The sequence below is a fragment of the Ancylobacter sp. TW_SC_1 genome (genome assembly GCF_056836805.1).
On record NZ_CM166365.1, the window covers coordinates 3,658,928 to 3,679,049 of the forward strand.

The 20,122-nt window shown below is 66.9% G+C and carries 12 protein-coding genes and 2 pseudogenes; 4 read left to right on the top strand and 10 right to left on the bottom strand.

Translation table 11 applies throughout. The features are described from left to right. Window positions 1-29: 29 nt before the first annotated feature. Window positions 30-5,072, top strand: a complete 5,043-nt coding sequence (locus tag AC1PZ7_RS17225; RefSeq protein ID WP_482356416.1) for an autotransporter domain-containing protein — start codon at window positions 30-32, stop codon at window positions 5,070-5,072. A gap of 62 nt (window positions 5,073-5,134) precedes the next feature. Here AC1PZ7_RS17225 and AC1PZ7_RS17230 read toward each other — a convergent pair. Both AC1PZ7_RS17230 and traD read right to left on the bottom strand, forming a co-directional pair. Further along, window positions 5,135-5,320, bottom strand: a pseudogene (locus AC1PZ7_RS17230) (IS21 family transposase); the annotation flags it as partial. Beyond that, a pseudogene (gene traD, locus AC1PZ7_RS17235) lies at window positions 5,312-5,452 on the bottom strand (conjugal transfer protein TraD); the annotation flags it as partial. The pseudogenes AC1PZ7_RS17230 and traD, both read right to left, overlap by 9 nt. Window positions 5,453-5,624: 172 nt before the next feature. On the opposite strand from traD, the gene traA reads away from it, so the two are divergent. Together traA and AC1PZ7_RS17245 are read left to right on the top strand one after the other, a co-directional pair. Further along, a complete protein-coding gene (gene traA / locus AC1PZ7_RS17240) occupies window positions 5,625-8,582 on the top strand; it encodes a Ti-type conjugative transfer relaxase TraA (RefSeq protein WP_482356417.1) in 2,958 nt (985 codons plus the stop codon). Window positions 8,583-8,710: 128 nt separating this feature from the next. Further along, window positions 8,711-8,911: a helix-turn-helix transcriptional regulator gene (locus tag AC1PZ7_RS17245; RefSeq protein ID WP_482356418.1), complete on the top strand. Its 201-nt coding sequence runs from the start codon at window positions 8,711-8,713 to the stop codon at window positions 8,909-8,911. Window positions 8,912-8,936: 25 nt separating this feature from the next. Here AC1PZ7_RS17245 and AC1PZ7_RS17250 read toward each other — a convergent pair whose 3' ends face one another. The 5 genes from AC1PZ7_RS17250 to guaB all read right to left on the bottom strand — a co-directional run bounded on the left by AC1PZ7_RS17250 (window position 8,937) and on the right by guaB (window position 15,459). After that, complete coding sequence (locus AC1PZ7_RS17250; protein WP_482356419.1) at window positions 8,937-10,286, bottom strand: tyrosine-type recombinase/integrase; 1,350 nt, start codon at window positions 10,284-10,286, stop codon at window positions 8,937-8,939. A gap of 220 nt (window positions 10,287-10,506) precedes the next feature. After that, the gene (guaA, locus tag AC1PZ7_RS17255; RefSeq protein WP_482356420.1) at window positions 10,507-12,090 is read right to left on the bottom strand and encodes a glutamine-hydrolyzing GMP synthase; all 1,584 of its coding nucleotides are present in this window, start codon (window positions 12,088-12,090) and stop codon (window positions 10,507-10,509) included. 51 nt (window positions 12,091-12,141) lie between these two features. Next, window positions 12,142-13,467 (bottom strand): RsmB/NOP family class I SAM-dependent RNA methyltransferase, encoded by a 1,326-nt coding sequence (locus tag AC1PZ7_RS17260; RefSeq protein ID WP_482356421.1) that lies wholly within the window; start codon window positions 13,465-13,467, stop codon window positions 12,142-12,144. A 25-nt stretch (window positions 13,468-13,492) separates the two neighbouring features. Then, complete coding sequence (locus AC1PZ7_RS17265; protein ID WP_482356422.1) at window positions 13,493-13,924, bottom strand: MAPEG family protein; 432 nt, start codon at window positions 13,922-13,924, stop codon at window positions 13,493-13,495. Between the two features lie 44 nt (window positions 13,925-13,968). Then, window positions 13,969-15,459, bottom strand: coding sequence for an IMP dehydrogenase (gene guaB, locus AC1PZ7_RS17270; RefSeq protein ID WP_482356423.1), 1,491 nt, complete (start codon window positions 15,457-15,459; stop codon window positions 13,969-13,971). 333 nt (window positions 15,460-15,792) lie between these two features. On the opposite strand from guaB, the gene AC1PZ7_RS17275 reads away from it, so the two are divergent. Then, window positions 15,793-17,226, top strand: a complete 1,434-nt coding sequence (locus AC1PZ7_RS17275) for an MFS transporter (RefSeq protein ID WP_482356424.1) — start codon at window positions 15,793-15,795, stop codon at window positions 17,224-17,226. A gap of 29 nt (window positions 17,227-17,255) precedes the next feature. Here the strand turns inward: AC1PZ7_RS17275 and AC1PZ7_RS17280 are convergent, their stop codons facing one another. From AC1PZ7_RS17280 to AC1PZ7_RS17290, 3 genes are all read right to left on the bottom strand, one after another. Then, window positions 17,256-17,972, bottom strand: coding sequence for an RlmE family RNA methyltransferase (locus AC1PZ7_RS17280; protein ID WP_482356425.1), 717 nt, complete (start codon window positions 17,970-17,972; stop codon window positions 17,256-17,258). Next, window positions 17,969-19,132: a Ppx/GppA phosphatase family protein gene (locus AC1PZ7_RS17285; RefSeq protein WP_482356426.1), complete on the bottom strand. Its 1,164-nt coding sequence runs from the start codon at window positions 19,130-19,132 to the stop codon at window positions 17,969-17,971. The genes AC1PZ7_RS17280 and AC1PZ7_RS17285 overlap by 4 nt, the downstream gene beginning before the upstream one ends. 253 nt (window positions 19,133-19,385) lie before the next feature. Further along, complete coding sequence (locus AC1PZ7_RS17290) at window positions 19,386-19,928, bottom strand: invasion associated locus B family protein (protein ID WP_482356427.1); 543 nt, start codon at window positions 19,926-19,928, stop codon at window positions 19,386-19,388. Window positions 19,929-20,122 lie beyond the last annotated feature (194 nt).

Consider the following 20,122-nt stretch of genomic DNA (forward strand, 5'->3'; position numbering starts at 1 on the left):
CAGTGTCTCTCGGCGCTTTGATGGCGTCCATGCTGCCGGCCCTTGCCGGTGAGGTTATCGATGGCGGCGAGACGGTCACCGTGCCGAGTCCCTCGCAACCCTCGCCCTGGAACATCACGGGATCGCTCACTGTCGGCGACACCGGCGCGGGCACGCTCAACATTGAAGAAGGCGGCAAGGTCACGAGCGCGAATGGCTATCTCGGCGCTCAGACCGTTTCGTCCGGCACAGTGGTGGTCACCGGAGCCGATTCATCCTGGATCGGGACGGGAGAACTCGGCGTCGGCCAGGGCGGCCAGGGGACCTTCACGGTTTCCGCCGGTGCCGAGGCGAGCTTCGCCTACAGCTATGTCGGTGTCCTCGCCGACTCGAACGGCACGGCCACGGTAACGGGAACGGACTCTATCTGGACCAGCACCAGCGTCATTAATGTCGGCTACAGCGGCACGGGCGCGGTGACGGTCGAGGCTGGCGGCACCCTGACTGGATCGACGGGCATTGTCGGCGCCGGTTCGGATTCGACCGGAACGGTGACGGTGACGGGGGAAGGTTCCAGTTGGACCGCCACCACCGAGCTCGGCATCGGCCAGTCCGGCACCGGCACGCTGAATGTGGCGGCCGGCGGCGAGGTGAGCACCGGTATCGGCTATATCGCCGTCAACGAGGGCGCCATCGGCACCGCCACGGTGACGGGCAACGGTTCCACGTGGACCAACACGGCCGAACTCCATGTCGGCTATGGTGGCATCGGCTCGCTGACGGTTGAGGACACCGGCCACGTGTCCACCGTCAACGCCTATGTCGGCTCCAATAGCGGGTCAACCGGGACGCTCACCCTCAATAGCGGCGCCACGGCCTCCAGCAGCTACGCCTATATCGGCGTCAACACCGGCTCCAATGGCAGCGTCACGGTGACGGGCGCGGAGACGCTGTGGACCAACAGCAACGACTTCGTCGTCGGCGGCTCCGGCGTCGGCCAGATGACAGTGTCGGCGGGCGGCGCGGTGAGCAGCGGCAATGGCTATGTCGGCCTGAATGCCCTTTCCACCGGAACGGCGACGGTCACGGGCGCGGATTCCAGCTGGAGCACGGGCAGCTTCGGCCTTTTCATCGGGCTGAACGGCACTGGCACGCTGAATGTCGAGGCCGGCGGCAAGGTTACGAGCGGCGACAGCTTCATCGGCTACAACGCCGGTTCGGAAAGCACCGCGACGGTGACCGGCGAGAACTCGACCTGGGATCTTGGCAACCGCTCCCTCAGCGTCGGCTACTCCGGCACCGGCACGCTCAACATCGAGGACGGCGGCAAGGTCACGAGCGCGCAGGGCTATCTCGGCGTTCAGGCCGATTCATCTGGCACCGCGACCGTGACCGGCGAGAATTCCGTCTGGGATCTCGGGAGCAGCGCGCTGAGCGTCGGCTACTCCGGCACCGGCACGCTCAACATCGAGGACGGCGGATCGGTCAAGAGCGGCGAGGGCATTCTCGGCCAGAATGCTGATTCCATCGGCACCGCCATCGTGACCGGGGAGAACTCGACCTGGGACCTCGGCACCAACGCCCTTTATGTTGGCCTCTCCGGCGGCGGGACACTCAATGTCGAGGCGGGCGGCAAGGTCACGAGCGGCGACAGCTTCATCGGCTACCATACCGGATCGGACAGCACGGCGACCGTGACCGGGGAGAATTCGACCTGGGATCTTGGCTCCCGCTCCCTCAGCGTCGGCTACTCCGGCACCGGCACGCTCAACGTTGAGGACGGCGGCAAGATCACGAGCGGGTATAGCAATATCGCCGTTGGATCCGACTCGAGCGGCACAGCGACTGTGACCGGGCACGATTCGACCTGGAATCTCGGCGGCGAAATCTTGGGCGTGGGCTATGAGGGCAATGGCACGCTTAATATTGAAGACGGCGGCACCGTGGAAAGCGGCGCTGGGGTCATCGGCTACAACGCCGGCTCGACCGGCATAGCAACGGTGACGGGCGCGGACTCGAGCTGGAATACGGGGAGCGAATACCTCTATGTCGGCCAGTTTGGCAGCGGCACGCTCACCATCGAAGATGGCGGCGAGGTCAGCAGCGCGAAGACCTTCATCGGCAACGAGGCGAATTCATCCGGCACGCTGAATCTCGATGGCGATGAGGACGGGCGGGGCGCGCTTGCCACGGGCAAGATCGTCAAGGGAGCGGGTACCGCCACGCTCAATTTCGATGGCGGCGTGCTGAAGGCAACCGACGACGAGGTGGACTTCCTCTCCGGCTTCGCCGCAGGTGACATCCAGATTGAGGCCGGTGGCGCCTTCATCGATACCAATGGTCATGATGTCGATGTCGACGCGACCCTTCAGGGCGCTGGCGCTCTTACCAAACAGGGCGACGGCACGCTGACGCTCACGGGCACGAGTAGCTATTCTGGTTCTACTTTCGTGGAGGCAGGTACGCTCGCCATTACCGATGGTGGCTCGGTCACCAGTGGCTCAGGCTTTATCGGGAACAGCCTGGGCTCGGCCGGCGCCGTTGCGGTAACAGGGGAAGGCTCGAACTGGAATCTCGGATTCCAGAGCCTGACGGTTGGCAATTTCGGCACCGGAGCGCTCACCATTGCGGACGGCGGCACCGTCGTGAATCGACACGGCTATGTCGGCTTCGACTCCGATGCGATTGGGACGGCAACCGTGACGGGGATGGACTCAGCCTGGAATATCAACGGTAGCCTTTATGTCGGCTACGACGGGACAGGCACCGTGACCATCGAAGACGGTGGGGTGGTGGTCACCAGGGGGCTGACCTACATCGGCAATGGCGTGGGCTCGTCAGGTACGCTGAACCTTGACGGCACGACGGACGGACGCGGTGTGCTGGAGACCAGCCAGGTGGTCGCGGGATTGGGGACCGCGACGCTCAATTTCGACGGCGGTGTGTTGAGGGCGACTGGCGATCAGACAAACCTCCTGTCCGGCTTCACAGCAGGCGACATCCAGGTCATGGCAGGTGGCGCGTTCGTCGATACCAACAACTATGACGTCGGCATCGATATCGCCCTACAGGGCGAGGGCGGCCTCACCAAGCAGGGCGAGGGCACGCTGACACTCGCGGCCGTCAACAGCTACGCGGGTGCCACCATCATCGACGCCGGCACCCTTGCCCTCTCCGGCTCAGGCAGCATTGCCGCTTCAAACGGAGTGACGGTAAACGGCACGCTGGACATTTCGGGCACCACCGGCACCACTATCGCCAACCTGTCGGGCACCGATGCGACCGGCACCGTGGCTCTGGGAAGCCAGACCCTCATCGTGAGGGAGACGAACAATACCACATTCGCCGGCACGCTCGCCGGCACTGGCAGCCTCATCAAAGAGGGCCTTGGCACGCTCACCCTCACCGGCGACAGTAGCACGTTCGACGGCAGCACGCAGGTTCAGACCGGCATCCTGTCCGTGAGTTCGGAGAGCGACACCTCCGCTGGCGTTCTGGGTGGGTCTGTGAGCGTGTCGTCAGGGGGAACCCTTCTGGTGGAAGGTGGCACTCTCACCGGACTGGTCACCCTGGAGAATGGTGGCCTGCTCGGCGGAAACGGCACCCTAGGTGGTCTCGTGGTGGATACCGGTGGCGTGGTGGCGCCCGGAAACTCGCCCGGCACCATTGCCGTCAACGGTGCCGTGGCCTTCAACGATGGCGCCACCTACCAGGTGGACACCACCGCCGACGGCCAGCATGACCTCATCACCGCGACCGGCATGATTACCCTCTCGGGCGGCGCTTCCGTCGAGGTGCTGGCCTCGCCCGGTGCCTATGACTGGCACACTACCTATACCATCCTCTCCACCGAGGCGACGGTGGACGGCACCTTCGGCTCCGTTACCTCGGACTATGCGTTTCTCATTCCCTCGCTCAGCTACGATTCCCAGAATGTCTATCTGACCCTCGTCAACAGCGACGTGCCGTTCGCCTCCTTCGCCCAGACACCGAATCAGGCGGGCGTCGCCGTAGCGGCGCAGGCACTCGGGCTCGGCAACAAGGTCTATGACGCCATCCTCGGGCTTCCGGAGCGGGCGGTCGCCGGAGCGTTCGATACACTCTCCGGAGAGGCCTATGCCTCCGCCGCGACGGTCATCCAGCAGCAGTCGGTCTATGTGCGCGAAGCCGTGAGCGCGCGCCTGCGCCAGTCCGTGACCGCGTCGTCGGTCGAGCCGCTTGCCTATGCCGCCAAGGCGCCGGCCACGGCCCGGCTCGGCGTGGACTACACCCCCACGCTCTGGGCCCAGGGCTATGGCGGCTGGGGCAACACTTCCGGCAACAGCGACGTCGCCTCCCTCTCCAACACGATCGGTGGCTTTCTCATGGGCGCGGATGTGGCGGTGGCGGACAATGCCCGCGCCGGCCTATTCGGCGGCTACAGCCGATCCACCTTCGATGTCGACGCCCGGTCGTCGTCGGGCGACATGGACAATTACGACATCGGCCTTTACGCGGGTGCCCGTTTCGACGCGCTCGCAGTCAGCGGTGGCCTCGCCTATTCTTGGCATGACGCGACCGTCGACCGCACGGCGGCGTTTCCCGGCTTCGCCGAGGTACTGAACGCCGACTATTCCAATGGAAGCCTGCAGGTGTTCGGCGAACTCGGCTATGCTATGACCTTCGGGGCCGTTGACGTCGAACCCTTTGTCGGTGCGGCCTATCTCAACATCGATGGAGCGCGCTTCAGTGAGACCGGCGGCGCGGCGGCGCTCGTCATGTCCACGACATCCATGGAAACGACCTACACCACGGTTGGTCTGCGGGCGGCGACGACGATCGACGTCCAGGGTCATGTATTGACGCCGAACCTGACGCTCGGTTGGCAGCACGCGTTCGGGGACACGACACCGGCCGCCACCATGCTGTTCAGTGGCGGCACATTGCCGTTCCAGGTGTGGGGCGTTCCCATCGCGGAAGACGCTATGCTGCTGCAAGCAGGGATCGGTTACTCGCTGTCGGACATGGCAGTGCTGTCGGCCAGCTACTCCGGCCAGCTCGCCTCTTCGGCCTCGCAGAACGCCTTTACCGCCCAATTCGCCCTCAGATTCTGAGAAGGGGCTTGGCGCGTCCCCGCAGAAGCCCCGCCTCAGGGTCTTCACGGTTAGGCCCTTCAGCGTATGTTGACCTGGCGCTCCTTGCCCCGGCCGACTTTGTCGACGGCCGTTCGCATGTTGTCGTAAATCCCCCGCCGCGGCACGCCGCCCAGCACCCGGAAGGCGTGGTTGTGGGCGTCGAACAGCATCTCGTGAGTCTGCAGCAGGTAGGCTCGAAGCGTTAAGGCGCGGCTGTAGGACAGCTCCTCCGCCGTGAGGGTGTCCGCGCCGGTGGCGATCACCAGATCGCCGAACTGCTGCACCTTGCGGGCCTTGAGCTCTCGTGCCTTGTCTTCAAGTGCCTTCAGTTCCGCGTCGAAGTCGCGTGGTTTGCGCATGGTTCTCTCCATCAGCAATCGATGGACGGATGATAGTTGAGCGTGTTCGCCGTGGCTGTAATGTTGCCGGGACAGACTGGGATGGGCTCGTCGCTCCCGAGATTTTTTCGAGGGAGGGCGCGCTTATACGTCGTTCCGACGTGCGCTTCGCCGTGCTGATGTTCGGATCGCGATGGCGATCTATCATCTTCACGTCAAAATCATCGGCCGCAAGGCCGGCTCCAGTGCGGTGGCCTCCGCCGCCTACCGCTCGGCCTCACGGCTGCGCGATGCGCGGATCGATCGTGTCCAGGACTTCTCCGGTAAGCGCGGCGTCGTGCATTCCGAGGTTCTGCTGCCGGACGGGGCGCCCGAGGTGTGGGGCGACCGCGAGCGGCTCTGGAACGATGTCGAAGCCTTCGAACTGCGTAAGGACGCGCAGCTCGCCCGCGAGGTCGAGTTCGCCCTGTCGCGAGAGATGAGCCAGGCGCAGGGGATCGCTCTCGCTCGCGACTTCGTCCAGTCGGAGTTCGTCGATCTCGGGATGGTCGCCGATCTCAATGTGCATTGGGATGTCGGTGAGGACGGCATGGCCAAGCCCCATGCCCATGCCATGCTCACCATGCGGTCGGTCGACGAGGACGGCTTCGGCCCGAAGGTGCGGGAGTGGAACGCGACCGAGATGGTCGAGCGCTGGCGCGAACGCTGGGCCGCGCTCGCCAATGAGCGGCTGACTGAGCTCGACATCGACGCGCGCATCGATCATCGCAGCCTGGAAGCGCAGGGCATTGCGCTAGAACCACAGAGCCAGATCGGTGCACCCGCTCAACGCATCGAGGGAGAGAGGATCGGGGCCGCCGATCGGGCGGAGGTTCATCGCGAGATCGCGCGCGGCAATGGCGCACGCATCATCGCTGATCCGTCGCTGGCACTGGACGCCATCACCCATCAGCAATCGACCTTCACCCGGCGCGACATGGCGCGGTTCGCGCACCGCCACAGCGACGGGATCGAGCAGTTCAACGAGGTGATGGGCGCGATGAGCCGCGCACCCGATCTCGTTGAGCTCGGCAAGGATGGACGCGGCGAGGATCGCTTCACCACCAAAGCAATGATCGAGGCCGAGCAGCGCCTGCACAAAGCTGCCGGGCTCATGGCGGAACGCAAACGCCATGCCGTAAAGGATACAGAGAGGGAGGCGGCTCTTCAGCGTGCCGAGCAGCGCGGACTTGTGCTCTCTGCTGAGCAGTCCGACGCGCTGGCGCACATCACCGGCACGCGCGATCTCGGCATCGTCGTCGGTTATGCCGGGACGGGGAAGAGCGCGATGCTGGGTGTCGCGCGCGAGGCCTGGGAGGCGGCCGACCTGGAGGTTCGCGGCGTCGCCCTGTCCGGCATCGCCGCGGAGAATCTGGAGAGCGGATCGGGCATCACGTCGCGCACCATCGCCAGTCTCGAACATGGCTGGGGACAGGGCCGGGATCTGCTCACCTCACGCGATGTACTGGTGATCGACGAGGCCGGCATGGTCGGCACGCGCCAGCTGGAGCGCGTGTTGCCCCATGCAGCGGACGTCGGCGCCAAGGTCGTGCTGGTCGGCGATCCGCAGCAGTTGCAATCGATCGAGGCGGGCGCGGCCTTCCGCTCGCTCGTCGAGCGTTACGGTGGCGCAGAGATCGGCGAGGTGCGCCGCCAGCGCGCGGACTGGCAGCGTGACGCCACGCGCGATCTGGCGACCGGCTGGATCGGCAATGCGGTTGAAGCCTATGAGAGGAATGGCATGGTCCATGCCGCTCAAACGCGGGAGCAAGCGCGGGGCGAACTGATCGACCGTTGGGACCGTGACCGGCAGGCCGCGCCGGACCAGAGTCGTATCATTCTCACCCACACCAATGACGAGGTGCGCGCTCTCAACCAGGCCGCCCGCGAACGGATGCGGGAAGCCGGTGATCTCGGCGAGGAGGTCCGTGTCTCCGTGGAGCGCGGGGCGCGTTCCTTCGCCCGCGGCGACCGGGTCATGTTCCTGCAGAACGAGCGCGGGCTTGGGGTGAAGAACGGCACGCTCGGCACCATCGAGCAGGTCAGCGCGCAGTCTATGTCGGTGCGCACGGATGACGGCCGATCCGTCGCGTTCGACTTCAAGGATTATGACCGCATCGACCATGGCTATGCCGCCACCATCCACAAGGCGCAGGGCATGACGGTCGATCGGACCCATGTGCTGGCCACGCCCGGCTTGGACGCTCATTCCAGCTATGTCGCGCTGTCGCGCCACCGCGAAGGGATGGAGCTGCACTATGGCCGGGACGACTTCGCGGATCAGGACCGGCTGGTGCGTACGCTGTCACGCGACCGGGCCAAGGACATGGCCTCGGATTACGAGCGATCAGACCCGGCTCAGACCTATGCCGAGCGCCGCGGCATCACCTTCCGCCAGCGCGTCGTGGAGATGGTGCGCAAGGTCCCGGAGAAGCTGCGCGACCTCGTCGACACGCTAAGGCCATCCGTGGATATGGCGCGGGAATCTCCAGCCCTGCGCGAAGAGCTCGGGAACAAGGTCGAGCCGCTCGCACAGGAGGCTCCCGAGTATCCGGAGGCGGCACTGCGGCGGGCGCGAACCCGCGCGCTCATCCGGCATGCTCGCGCGTGGGACGCGCTCCTCACCACGGCCGATGCGACCGGCCAGGGGACGCCCGAGCAAATCCGCGAACTCACTGACGCCCGCAAGGCCTTCGAGGAGGTGCGTCCCCATGGTTGGCGCGATGCGGAGGCCGCCTATGAGAAGAACCCGGAGCTTGTGCTTGAGGCCGCCGACGGCAAACTCAATCGCGCCATCCGCGCCCTCCAGCTTGAAACCGAAATCCGCACCGATCCGGAGCGCCGCGCCGATCGCTTCGTCGAGCGCTGGCAGAAGCTCGACCGGCAGCACCAGCATCTGTACGCGCAAGGCGACTACGCGGGCTACAAAGCCACCCGCGTCCAGATGGGCGACATGGCGCGGAGCCTGGAGCGCGACCCGCAGCTCGAATCCCTGCTCGCCGTTCGCAGGAAGGAGCTCGGCATCAGCTTTGAAACCGGCCGCAGTCTGGGCCGCGAACTCGCCCATAGCCACGGCATCGACTTCGACCGGAGCCGTGGCCTCGGCCTGTGATCCGTCCGATGTGCCGCCGCCGCTTCGCCACGCCCCACCCGCGCTGTTCCTCCTCTTGCCGGCCAGCGGCTCCATGCCTTGTCTTGCGCAGGCGCCCTCGGGCGCATCCAGCAGGAGGCACCACCGCCATGCAGACACCAGAGCGCATCATTCGACTGAAGACTGTCCTCGCCCGCACCGGCCTGTCCCGCTCCACCATCTATCGCAAGATCGCAGAAGGGACCTTTCCCGCCCAGCTGAAGATCAGCACCAACGGCGCGGGATGGCGGGAAACCGACATCAACCGATGGGTCGCAGATCCGCCCCGGTGGCGCACCACCAATGACTGACAAAATGGATGGGGAAGAATATCGCTCAGAGATCATCATCCAATGCGTCATCGTGGACCTCGGCGGCGCGCTGTTTTGCGTCGGCAATCAGGTCCTTGGCGGACTCGCCGCGCACCCAGGCGTCGAGCATATCCGCCCAGCACTGAAGCATGATCTTCCGCTCGGCGAGGTAGCGGTTCACGTTGTAGACGGCCGCGATCCGGTTCCTGGGCGCGTGGGCCAAGCTCATCTCGATCCAGCGATCATCGAACTTGGCGCGGTTCAGGCCGGTTGAGAATGTGCGGCGCAGGTCGTGAACCCCAAAGGTCTGAAAATCCGGGTCTTCCTCGCGGATACGCTCCACGACGGTATCAATCACTCGGTTGAGCGTGGCGTTGCTGATGGGAGTGTCACCGTCGTAACGGCCGGGATGAAGGTATCGGCTAGCGCCGAACATGGTGCGGAATGCCGTCAGAATATCGAGCGCCTGATCACTCAGCGGGACGACATGCGCTTTACCAGCCTTCATGCGCTCAGCCGGGATCGTCCAGCGCGCGGCGGCGAAGTCGATTTCCTTCCACGTGGCGTCGATAAACTCCGACTTGCGGACGCCGGTCAGGAGCACAAATTTCACCGCTGAACGCAGCGTGGGCGCCGCCGCCACGTGATCCAGTGCCGTCAGAACCGCGCGGACTTCGGACGGCGATAATGCTCGCTCGCGCGGCTCAAAGGTGGCGATGGCGCTGGTGCGGATCGACTCGGCCGGGTTGCTCACGTCCAGCCCACATCCTTGGGCGTGGCGGAACACCAACAACACGACCTCGCGGACATGCACTGCAACCGCTGGGCCGCGCTTGTCTTTGACCTCATCGCACAGGCGCTTGAGGCGCTGCCGCGTCACTTCCCCGAGCTTGAGCTTCGACAATTCTCCCGCGATGGCGCGGTCATAGACGGACCGGCGCATTGCCAGAGTGCTATCGGCCAGTCTTTCAGCCCCCGACTTGGGATCGGCTTTGTGCTTGAAATAGGCCTCTGCCCACCCGCCGAACGTGAACGCTTCCGCTGACGCTGTCCGCTTCTCGACCTTGGCCTTCGACGGCGACTCGCCCCGCTCGACTTGACGCCGAGCGCGCGCCAGAAGTGCCCTCGCCTCCGCAAGCGACACCTCCATTCCGTATTCCAGCGCCTCGGGCGCCCGTGTCAGGCTGCGCGCCGCAGCGGCGCTGTAGCGGCCGATGGTCAAAACCTCCTCCCGCCCGTTCACCCTGTACTGATACCGGAACGAAATAACCCCGGTCGGTGTGACGGCCGCGTGCATCCCGTCGCGGTCCGTCACCTTGTACAGCTTGGCCTTCGGCTTCAGATTTTTCAGTTCTTTATCAGTGAGATCGCCCATAAATCCGCATCCGGTCCGGGGGCGAACGGATACCAACAAGGGGGGTGTTGGTAGCGAAAGCCCGCTTCTCGACCATCCTGCGCCATACCAACATCGCTACCAACAAAGTGGCTAGGTTGGGGTGACATGCAGCGATACGGGATAGGAAGAATTATCCTTACCAATCATAGGGATCGTGCGATATGTGGCACGGCGCGGGATGGTCTGAAACCACCCTAGATCATTCCCACTCGATGGTCCCCGGCGGCTTGGACGTCACGTCGTAGACGACGCGGTTGACGCCCTTTACCTCGTTGACGATGCGGGTCGCGACGCGGCCGAGGAAGGCCATGTCGAACGGGTAGAAATCCGCCGTCATGCCATCCACCGAGGTCACGGCGCGCAGGCCCACCACATAGTCATAGGTGCGGTAGTCGCCCATCACGCCCACCGTCTTCACCGGCAGGATGACCGCGAAGGCCTGCCAGATCTCGTCATAGAGGCCGTGGCGGCGGATCTCTTCGAGATAGATCTCGTCGGCGAGGCGCAGAATGTCGAGCTTCTCGCGCGTGATCTCGCCCGGGCAGCGAATGGCGAGGCCCGGCCCCGGGAAGGGGTGGCGACCGACGAACACTTCCGGCAGGCCGAGCTCGCGGCCAAGCACGCGCACCTCGTCCTTGAACAGCTCGCGCAGCGGTTCGACGAGCTTCATGTTCATGCGCTCGGGCAGGCCGCCGACATTATGGTGGCTCTTGATCGTCACCGAGGGGCCGCCGGTGAAGCTCACGCTCTCGATCACGTCGGGATAGAGCGTGCCCTGGGCAAGGAAGGCCGCGCCGCCGACCTTCTTCGCCTCGGCCTCGAACACCTCGATGAACAGCTTGCCGATGGTCTTGCGCTTCACCTCCGGGTCGGTGACGCCTTCCAGCGCGCCGAGGAACATCTCGGAGGCATCCACATGCACCAGCGGGATGTTGTAGGCGTCGCGGAACAGGGTGACGACCCTCTCCGCCTCGCCGAGGCGCAGCAGGCCGTGATCGACGAAGACGCAGGTGAGCTGGTCGCCGATCGCCTCGTGGATCAGCACGGCGGCGACGGAGGAATCGACGCCGCCGGAGAGGCCGCAGATCACCTTTTCGGAACCAACCTGCTCGCGGATGCGACGGATCGACTCCTCGCGATAGGCCTTCATGCCCCAGTCGCCACGCGCCCGGGCGATCTTGCGCACGAAATTGCGGATCAGCGCCGCGCCGTGCGGGGTGTGCACCACTTCCGGGTGGAACATGGTGGTGTAGATGCGCCGCTCCTCGTCCACCGCGATGGCGAAGGGCGCGTTCTCGGAGGTCGCCACCACCTCGAAGCCTTCCGGCAGGCGGGTGACGCGGTCGCCATGGCTCATCCAGACGGGATAGCGCCCGCCGATCTCCCACACGCCGTCATAGAGCGCGCTCGGCTTGTTCACCGTCACCTCGGCGCGGCCGAACTCGGCGGCGTGGCCACCCTCCACCTCGCCGCCGAGCTGCAGCGCACAGGTCTGCTGGCCGTAGCAGATGGCGAAGATCGGCACGCCGAGGTCGAACGCCTCCTGCGGCGCGCGCGGGCTGCCTTCGTCCTTCACCGAGGCCGGGCCGCCGGAGAAGATGATGCCGACCGGCTTCAGCCGACGCACCGCCTCGGCCGCGCTCTGGAACGGCACGATCTCCGAATAGACGCCCTCCTCGCGCACGCGGCGGGCGATGAGCTGCGTGACCTGCGAGCCGAAGTCGATGATCAGGATCGTGTCGTGATGGGCGGGGGCGTCGACGGCGGAAGGAATATCGGTCATGAGCGGCTCTATCGTCTGGCGGCGGCGGGATCGATTGGGTTCATATAAGGCTCATGCGTCGCGCACCATCACGCTGACGAAGAATCCGTCGGTGGCGGTGCGGTGCGGCGTCAGCAGAAGCCCCTCGGGCCGGTCCAGCGCCGCCTCGCGCAGCGCCATGCCGCGCTCGCCGAGCGCCAGCACGGTCTCGGCCGGGGGGACGACGCGGAATTCCGGGTGACGGTCGAGGAAGGCGCGGACCTGCCCGACATTCTCCTCGTCGAGCAGCGAGCAGGTGACATAGGCGAGGCGCCCGCCGGGCTTCACGAAGCGCGCGGCGGCGTCGAGGATCTCGGCCTGTTCCTTCACCCGCTCGGCGAGCGCGCCGGGGCGCATGCGCCATTTGGCGTCCGGGTTGCGGCGCCAGGTGCCGGTGCCGGTGCAGGGCGCGTCGACCAGCACGAGGTCCATACGGGCGGCGAGGTCTTCGAGCACGTCCGGCCGGTCGGGGCCGCGGCCCTTCGGCGAGCGCACCTGCACATTGTGCGCGCCGGCGCGCTGCACCCGCTCGTGGATCGGCGCGAGGCGGCGCAGGTCGTCGTCATAGGCGTAGAGCTGGCCGGCGCCGTCCATCAGCGCGGCGAGTTCCAGCGTCTTGCCGCCGCCGCCCGCGCACAGGTCCAGCACCTGCCCGCCGCGCGGCGGGGCGGCGAGGATGGCGGCGATCTGCGAGCCCTCGTCCTGGATCTCGACCAGCCCCTTGAGGAAGGCCGGCTCGACGGTGAGCGGCGGCGCCTTGCCGTCGGCCTCCAGCGCGATTCGCAGGGTCAGCGGCGACCATTGCCCCGGCACGGGATGGAGGTGGGAAAGCTGCTGCAGCGCCTTCTCGACATCGCCCTTCAGCGAATTGATGCGTAGGTCGAGCGGCGCCCGCTCGGCCAGCGCCGCGCCCTCTTCCGCCCGCGCCTCGCCGAACACGGCGGCAAGCGGTGCGTCGAGCCATTCGGGGTAGTCGCCGCGCACATGGGCCGGCGCATCGTCGAGCGTCGCCTCCGCGAGGCGCGTGCGCTCCTGCTCGCTCAGCGGCTCGGGGGCGAAGCGCGCGCCGTCGCACAGCGCGGCAATGGCCTCGACGTCGAGACCGCGGGTAAGCCTGAGCATGCCCAGAAGCAGCGCGCGCGGGCTTTCCTCGCCCATGGACTGGCCCATCAGCCAGGCGGCCGAGGCGCGGCGGCGCAGCGTGTCGTAGACCAGCGAGGACAGCGCGGCGCGGTCGCCGGAGCCGGCGAAGCGGTGGCTGCGGCCCCAATCCTTCAGCACGTCGGCGGCCGGGCGGCGTTCGGCGAGCAACGTGCCGATCACCTCAATGGCGGCGGAAAGCCTGGCAGCCGGCGTCATCTCATCTCCATCATCAAAAAAACGGTCACGGCATCGCCGGCGCGAACAGGATCGCCAGCGCGAAGAATATCCACATCACGAGCAGCACCACCGCTCCGAAGGCGAAGGCGGCGAAGCGCCACCTCACATCGTTGCTCGTCACATGCACGAGCGCCTGGACGATGCGGCTCAGCACGAAAAGCCAAGACAGCACGATGAACAGATCATCCGCCTGCCGCGTCACCAATGCGAGAATGACCAGCGCATAGAACAGCACCGGCAGTTCGAACTGGTTGCGGAAGCAGTTGCTCGCCTGCCGCACCTTGAGCGGCCACGCCGTATCGTCGATGGCGACCTGGTCGCGCACCACCCGGCCCTGCCGGATCGCCTCCAGCCGGACCCGACCAAGCCGCACCAGCACCACGAAGGTGAGCGCGACCTGAACGAAGACCGGCAGCAGAATCGCGGTGACGTGCACGGCGCGGCACTCCTCCCGTCAGCGGAAGCGTCAAGCCGTGCGGCTCACACGCCTCCCGGATAGTTCGGGCTCTCGCGGGTGATGGTGACGTCGTGCACATGGCTCTCGCGCAGCGAGGCGCCGGAGATGCGCACGAACGTCGCCTTCTCGCGGAAGTCGTCGAGCGTGGCGCCGCCGACATAGCCCATGGCGGCGCGCAGACCGCCGGCGAGCTGGTGCAGCACGCCGCCGACCGGGCCCTTATAGGCCACCTGACCCTCGATGCCTTCCGGCACCAGCTTCAGCGTGTCCTTGACCTCGGCCTGGAAATAGCGGTCGGCCGAGCCGCGCGCCATGGCGCCCACCGAGCCCATGCCGCGGTACGACTTATAGGAACGGCCCTGGTAGAGGTAGACCTCACCCGGGCTCTCGTCGGTGCCCGCGAGCAGCGAGCCGACCATGGCGCAATCGGCGCCGGCGGCCAGCGCCTTGGCGAGATCGCCCGAGAACTTGATGCCGCCATCGGCGATCACCGGCGTGTTGCTCTTCCGGGCAACCTCGACGGCGTCGAGGATGGCGGTGAGCTGGGGAACGCCGACGCCCGCCACGATGCGGGTGGTGCAGATGGAGCCGGGACCGATGCCGACCTTCACCGCGTCGGCGCCGGCGTCGATCAGCGCCTGCGCACCCTCGCCCGTGGCGACGTTGCCGGCGAGGATCTGCACGCTGTTGGACAGCGTCTTGATGCGGCTGACCTGATCGAGAACCTTGCGGGAGTGGCCGTGCGCGGTGTCGACGACCACGAGGTCGACGCCCGCATCGACCAGCAGCTCGGCGCGGCGGTAGCCATCCTCGCCGACCGTCGTCGCCGCGCCGACCCGCAGGCGGCCCTGCTCGTCCTTGGCGGCGTTCGGGTTGGTGACGGCCTTCTCCATGTCCTTCACGGTGATCAGGCCGACGCAGCGGCCCTCATCGTCCACCACGAGGAGCTTCTCGATGCGGAAATGATGCAGCAGCCGCTTGGCCTCGGCCTGTTCCACGCCCTCGCGGACGGTGATCAGCCGCTCCTTGGTCATCAGCTCGGAGATCGGCTGGTCGGGGTTGGTGGCGAAGCGCACGTCGCGGTTGGTGAGGATGCCGGCGAGCTTGCCGGGGCGCCCGTTCGGGCCGCGCTCGACCACCGGGATGCCGGAAATGCTGTGGTTCTTCATCAGCGCCAGCGCGTCGGCGAGCGGCTGGTCGGGATGGATGGTGACGGGGTTCACCACCATGCCGCTCTCGAACTTCTTCACCAGGCGCACATGCTCGGCCTGCACCTCGGGATCGAGGTTGCGGTGAATGACGCCGAGGCCGCCGGCCTGCGCCATGGCGATGGCGAGGCGCCATTCGGTGACGGTATCCATCGCCGAGGAGATGATGGGAAGGTTGAGCGAAATGGTGCGCGTGACACGCGAGCGGATATCGACCTCGCCCGGCATGACATCGGACAGGCCCGGCTTGAGCAGCACGTCGTCGAAGGTGAGCGCTTCCCGCGCGAGGCCGTCGTAAACCGACATCGCCAACTCCCGAATTGGGGCCCGCGGAGCACCGGCTCCGGGTATGCCCGATGGATGGATGGACGAAGCGAGGCGGGGCGCCTGAGATCGCCCACTCCCTTCGAGTTGGCGAGGGCTCATACCATGGCCCGTCACGCTTTCCTAGGCGTCAATCTCTGTGTCCCGCGCAATGGAGGTGCGCGCTTGGCAGCCCCTGCGTAACCTCGCCGTGATGACGGAATTTTGCGTGCGATCAGGATCGCCCGACTGGCCCCATGGCGTTATAGCCCGGGCAAGCCCTGCAATGCCAAGACCGCCGAAACCCTCCCCTCGCCGCCGAAACCGGATGGGCCCGTGCGCTCCGAACGTCTCGTCCCGCTCATCGTCGCCTGCGCGCTGTTCATGGAGCAGCTCGATTCGACCGTCATCGCCACCTCGCTGCCGGCCATCGCCACCGATCTGCACGAGGACCCGATCTCGCTCAAGCTGGCGCTGACCTCCTACCTGCTGAGCCTGGCGGTATTCATCCCCGCCAGCGGCTGGTTCGCCGACCGATTCGGCTCGCGCACGGTGTTCCGCGCCGCCATCGTCATCTTCACCGGTGGCTCGCTGCTGTGCGGCCTCGCCCACTCGCTGCCGGACTTCGTCGCCTTCCGCATCCTGCAGGGCATGGGCGGGGCGATGATGGTGCCGGTCGGGCGGCTGGTCATCCTGCGCACCGTGCCGAAGGACGAACTCGTCTCGGCCCTCGCCTGGCTCACCATTCCCGCGCTGCTCGGGCCGGTGCTCGGCCCGCCGCTCGGCGGCTTCATCACCACCTATTTCGACTGGCGCTACATCTTCTTCCTCAACCTGCCGATCGGGCTGCTCGGTGTCGCCCTCGCCACCCGCTTCATCCCGGACATTCGCGAGCCGGACGTGCCGCCCTTCGACCTGCGCGGCATGCTGCTCTCGGGCACCGGGCTCGCCGGCCTGGTCTTCGGTTTCGCGCTGCTCGGCCAGCATGCCGTGGCGCCGTCCATCGCCTTCGCCGTCATCGCCGTCGGGGCGGTGGCGATGACCTTCTATGTCCGCCACGCCCGGCGCACCGAGCGGGCGATCCTCGACCTGAACCTGCTGAAGATCCCGACCTTCTTCGCCGGGGTCATCGGCGCTTCGCTGTTCCGCATCGGTATCGGCGCCCTGCCCTTCCTGCTGCCGCTGATGCTGCAGCTCAGCTTCGGCCTCACGCCCTTCGCCTCCGGCCTCATCACCTTCGCCTCGGCGGCCGGGGCGATGACGATGAAGTTCACCGCCGCGCCGATCATCCGCGCCTTCGGCTTCCGCCGCGTGCTGGTGGTGAACTGCGTCATCGCCGCCGGCTTCATCGCCGTCGGCGCGCTGTTCCGGCCGGACACGCCCTATCTGCTGCTGGTCGGCGCGCTGCTGCTCGGCGGCTTCTTCCGCTCACTGCAGTTCACCAGCACCAACGCGCTGTCCTATGCCGACATCTCGAACGAGGCGATGAGCCGCGCCACCAGCTTCGCCAGCGTGGCGCAGCAGGTGTCGATCTCCACCGGCGTGGCGGTGGCCGCGCTGGTGCTCGACGGCATGCGCGGCTGGCGCAGCGACGGGACGCTGCAGCCCGAGGACTTCAGCGTCGCCTTCCTCGTCGTTGCCGCGACCGCGGTATGCTCGGTGTTCTTCTTCATCCGCCTGCCGGCCGACGCCGGTGCCGAACTCGCGCAGCGGCGGGTCAAGCCGGCAGTGCCCGCCGAAACGCCGGGCGAGATGGGGAGTGCCGCTTAGGGTTCCGGCCGCTTAAGAGCTCCAGCCGCTCAGGGCTCCGACTGGGGCCGCCGGCCGCGGAACCCCGTCGCTACGACATAGAGCTCGGCGGAATCCGCCCGGCTCGCCTGCGGCTTGATGTGGCGCACGCTGGCGAAGTCGCGCTTGAGATCGACGAGCAGCGAGCCCTCCGTGCCGCCCTGGAACACCTTGGCGACGAACGACCCGCCCGGCGCCAGCACCTGCCGGGCGAAGTCGATGGCCAACTCCACCAGGCCGACGATGCGCAGATGGTCGGTCGCCCGGTGGCCGGTGGTGTTGGCGGCCATGTCGGACATCACCAGGTCGGCCTCGCCGCCCAGCATCTCCTTCAGGCGATCGGGGGCGTCTTCCTTCAGGAAGTCCATCTGTTCGAAGTCGACGCCAGTGATGGGATCGACCTCGAGCAGATCGATCGCGACGATCTTGCCCTGCCCCTCTTCCGCCTTCACCGCCTTGGCCGCGACCTGGCTCCAGCCGCCGGGGGCGGCGCCGAGGTCGACCACGCGCAGGCCAGGCTTGAGCAGCTTCACCTTCTCGTCGATCTCGATCAGCTTGAAGGCGGCGCGCGAGCGCCAGCCCTCGCGCTTGGCGCGCGCGACATAGGGATCGTTGAGCTGGCGCTGCAGCCATTTCTGCGAGGAGGAGCTGAGCTTGCGGGCCTTTTTGAGCCTGACCTTCAGCGGCCGTGCCTCGCCCCCCTTCTGGGGTTGGGGCTTGTCGATCACGTCGGCACTCCGGCCCTTTGCCGCCACACGCCGTCGGCGCGCATCAGCTCCACGAGAATGCCCTCACGCAGGCCGCGGTCGGCGACCCGCAGCCGGTCGCACGGGAAGGCGCGGCGCACCGCTTCGAGAATCGCGCAGCCCGCCAGCACGAGGTCGGCGCGCTCCACGCCGATGCAGGGATTGGCGGCGCGCTCGGCGAACGGCATGTCCAGCAGGCGGTCGACCACCACCCGCACCTGCTCGGCGCCGAGCCAGGTGCCGTCGACCTGCGAGCGATCGTAGCGCGGCAGGTCGAGATGGACGCCGGCAATTGTCGTTACCGTGCCCGACGTACCGAGAAGATGCAGCCGGCCGCAATTATGCGGGCCCACCGCCTGCACGAAGCCGGTGAGATGCGGGCTGAACTCGTTGACCATGGCCTCGAAGTCGTCGCGCGTGACCTTCACGCCGCCGTGGCGTTCGGCCACGGTGACGACGCCAAGCGGCACCGACACCCAGGCACGGATCACCGCGGCGGGCGGGCCGCCGTCATGGGTCTCCACCCGGTCGAGCCAGACCACCTCGGTCGAGCCGCCGCCAATATCGAACAGAACCGCGCCGTCCGAATGGGGATCGACCAGAGGCGTGCAGCCGGCGGCGGCGAGGCGCGCCTCGGTCTCGCGGTCGACGATCTCCAGCGCGAGGCCGGTTTCCTGCGTGACGCGACGGATGAACGCCTCGCCATTGACCGCCGACCGGCACGCCTCGGTGGCGATGAGCCGGCGATCGACGATGTTGCGGGCCTCGATCTTGGCAGCGCAGACCTTCAGCGCCTCGACCGCGCGGTCCATCGCCGCCTCGCCGAGCCGGCCCGAACAGATCAGCCCCTCGCCGAGCCGCACGATGCGCGAGAAGGCGTCCACCACGCGGAAGCCGCTGCCGGTGGGGCGGGCGATCAGCAGGCGGCAATTATTCGTGCCGAGATCGAGGGCGGCGTAGGAGGGGTCGTTGTTGCGCGGCCGCGGGTTCTGGCTGCCATTGCCGGGGGCGTCGTCCGTGCGCGGCGCGCCATTCTCGCGGCCGCGCCACTGGCGCTGGCGGATGCGCGCATGCGGTCGCTCGTCACGGGTGGACCTCTCCGTCACCCGTTCGCCGGCCCGGATCTGGGTCTCGTCGACCATTTCAGCTTCCCCGGCCGAAGCCGTCGCCCCGACCACCAACGCTGGGCGATCAGGATCGAATTGTTCAACATCTCGCGTGAAATGTAACATTCGCCAGCGCAGGCGCAATCGACTTCATGCCAGCCCGGCGTCAGGGGCAGGGCTGGCGGGGAGGCATCATGCTCCGGCGCAGGCCGGAGACGCGGCGCGTGGGGTGCTGGAACGAGGCAATGCCGCCGGCATTGCCCGCTCCCCGAGGACCCGAAGCGGCGAATCAGCCCTTCAGCGCGGGCAGTGCCTTGTCGATGCCGGCGATCGGCAGCGTCACGTTGACCGTCTGTCCGTTCGCCAGGACGAAGCTGGCGACCGCTTCCTTGGCGCTGGCCAGTTCCTTGCCGAAGGCGTCCTCGAACGGCGCCGTCGCCGCGCAGCCATTCGTGCCGCAGGAGACGAAGTCGATCTTGCGCGGCTTGCCCTTGCCGATGGTGATTTGCACGCCGTCCTTCAGCCGGACGCCGAGCGGGGCCCGAACGAGATAGGTCGGGACGCCGGCGGCGTTCTGGCCGATCTGCCAGAGCAGCACGATCTTCTTGGACTTGCTCTCCGTCACCTTCAGCGTCGCCACGCACCGCTTCTTGCTGCCCTTTTCCAGGCGATCGCGGCAGGTCACGATCCAGTTGTCGAACACGACGGTCTCGGTACGCGCGGGAGCGGTGCTCTCCGCCGGCGCCTGCTGCGCCGAGGCCGCCGGCGCAGCGGCGAGAACGAACGGCGCGAGCAGGAGCAGCGACGCGGCCGCGTTGGTGAAGAAGCGCATGGAATTCCTCCGGCAGGTCTCTGGTGCCCTTCCGATCAGGTGGAATCACCTGATCGGAAGGGCACCAGATTCAATAATTCGGCGCATTTTCCAGGTGCGACAGTCGATCGACTTTCGCGGAAGACGCTCCAGGCGAGAGCCAGCCCGGCCAGCGATGCGGCGCGGCGCGTCAAACGACGCGGCGTCGGAAGTCG

What these genes read in the sequence shown, in the direction of transcription:
- AC1PZ7_RS17225 (WP_482356416.1), top strand. Translation starts at nt 30, where the DNA reads ATGCTGCCGGCCCTTGCCGGTGAGGTTATCGATGGCGGCGAGACGGTC.
- traA (WP_482356417.1), top strand. Translation starts at nt 5,625, where the DNA reads ATGGCGATCTATCATCTTCACGTCAAAATCATCGGCCGCAAGGCCGGC.
- AC1PZ7_RS17245 (WP_482356418.1), top strand. Translation starts at nt 8,711, where the DNA reads ATGCAGACACCAGAGCGCATCATTCGACTGAAGACTGTCCTCGCCCGC.
- AC1PZ7_RS17250 (WP_482356419.1), bottom strand. Translation starts at nt 10,286, where the DNA reads ATGGGCGATCTCACTGATAAAGAACTGAAAAATCTGAAGCCGAAGGCC.
- guaA (WP_482356420.1), bottom strand. Translation starts at nt 12,090, where the DNA reads ATGACCGATATTCCTTCCGCCGTCGACGCCCCCGCCCATCACGACACG.
- AC1PZ7_RS17260 (WP_482356421.1), bottom strand. Translation starts at nt 13,467, where the DNA reads ATGACGCCGGCTGCCAGGCTTTCCGCCGCCATTGAGGTGATCGGCACG.
- guaB (WP_482356423.1), bottom strand. Translation starts at nt 15,459, where the DNA reads ATGTCGGTTTACGACGGCCTCGCGCGGGAAGCGCTCACCTTCGACGAC.
- AC1PZ7_RS17285 (WP_482356426.1), bottom strand. Translation starts at nt 19,132, where the DNA reads ATGGTCGACGAGACCCAGATCCGGGCCGGCGAACGGGTGACGGAGAGG.
- AC1PZ7_RS17290 (WP_482356427.1), bottom strand. Translation starts at nt 19,928, where the DNA reads ATGCGCTTCTTCACCAACGCGGCCGCGTCGCTGCTCCTGCTCGCGCCG.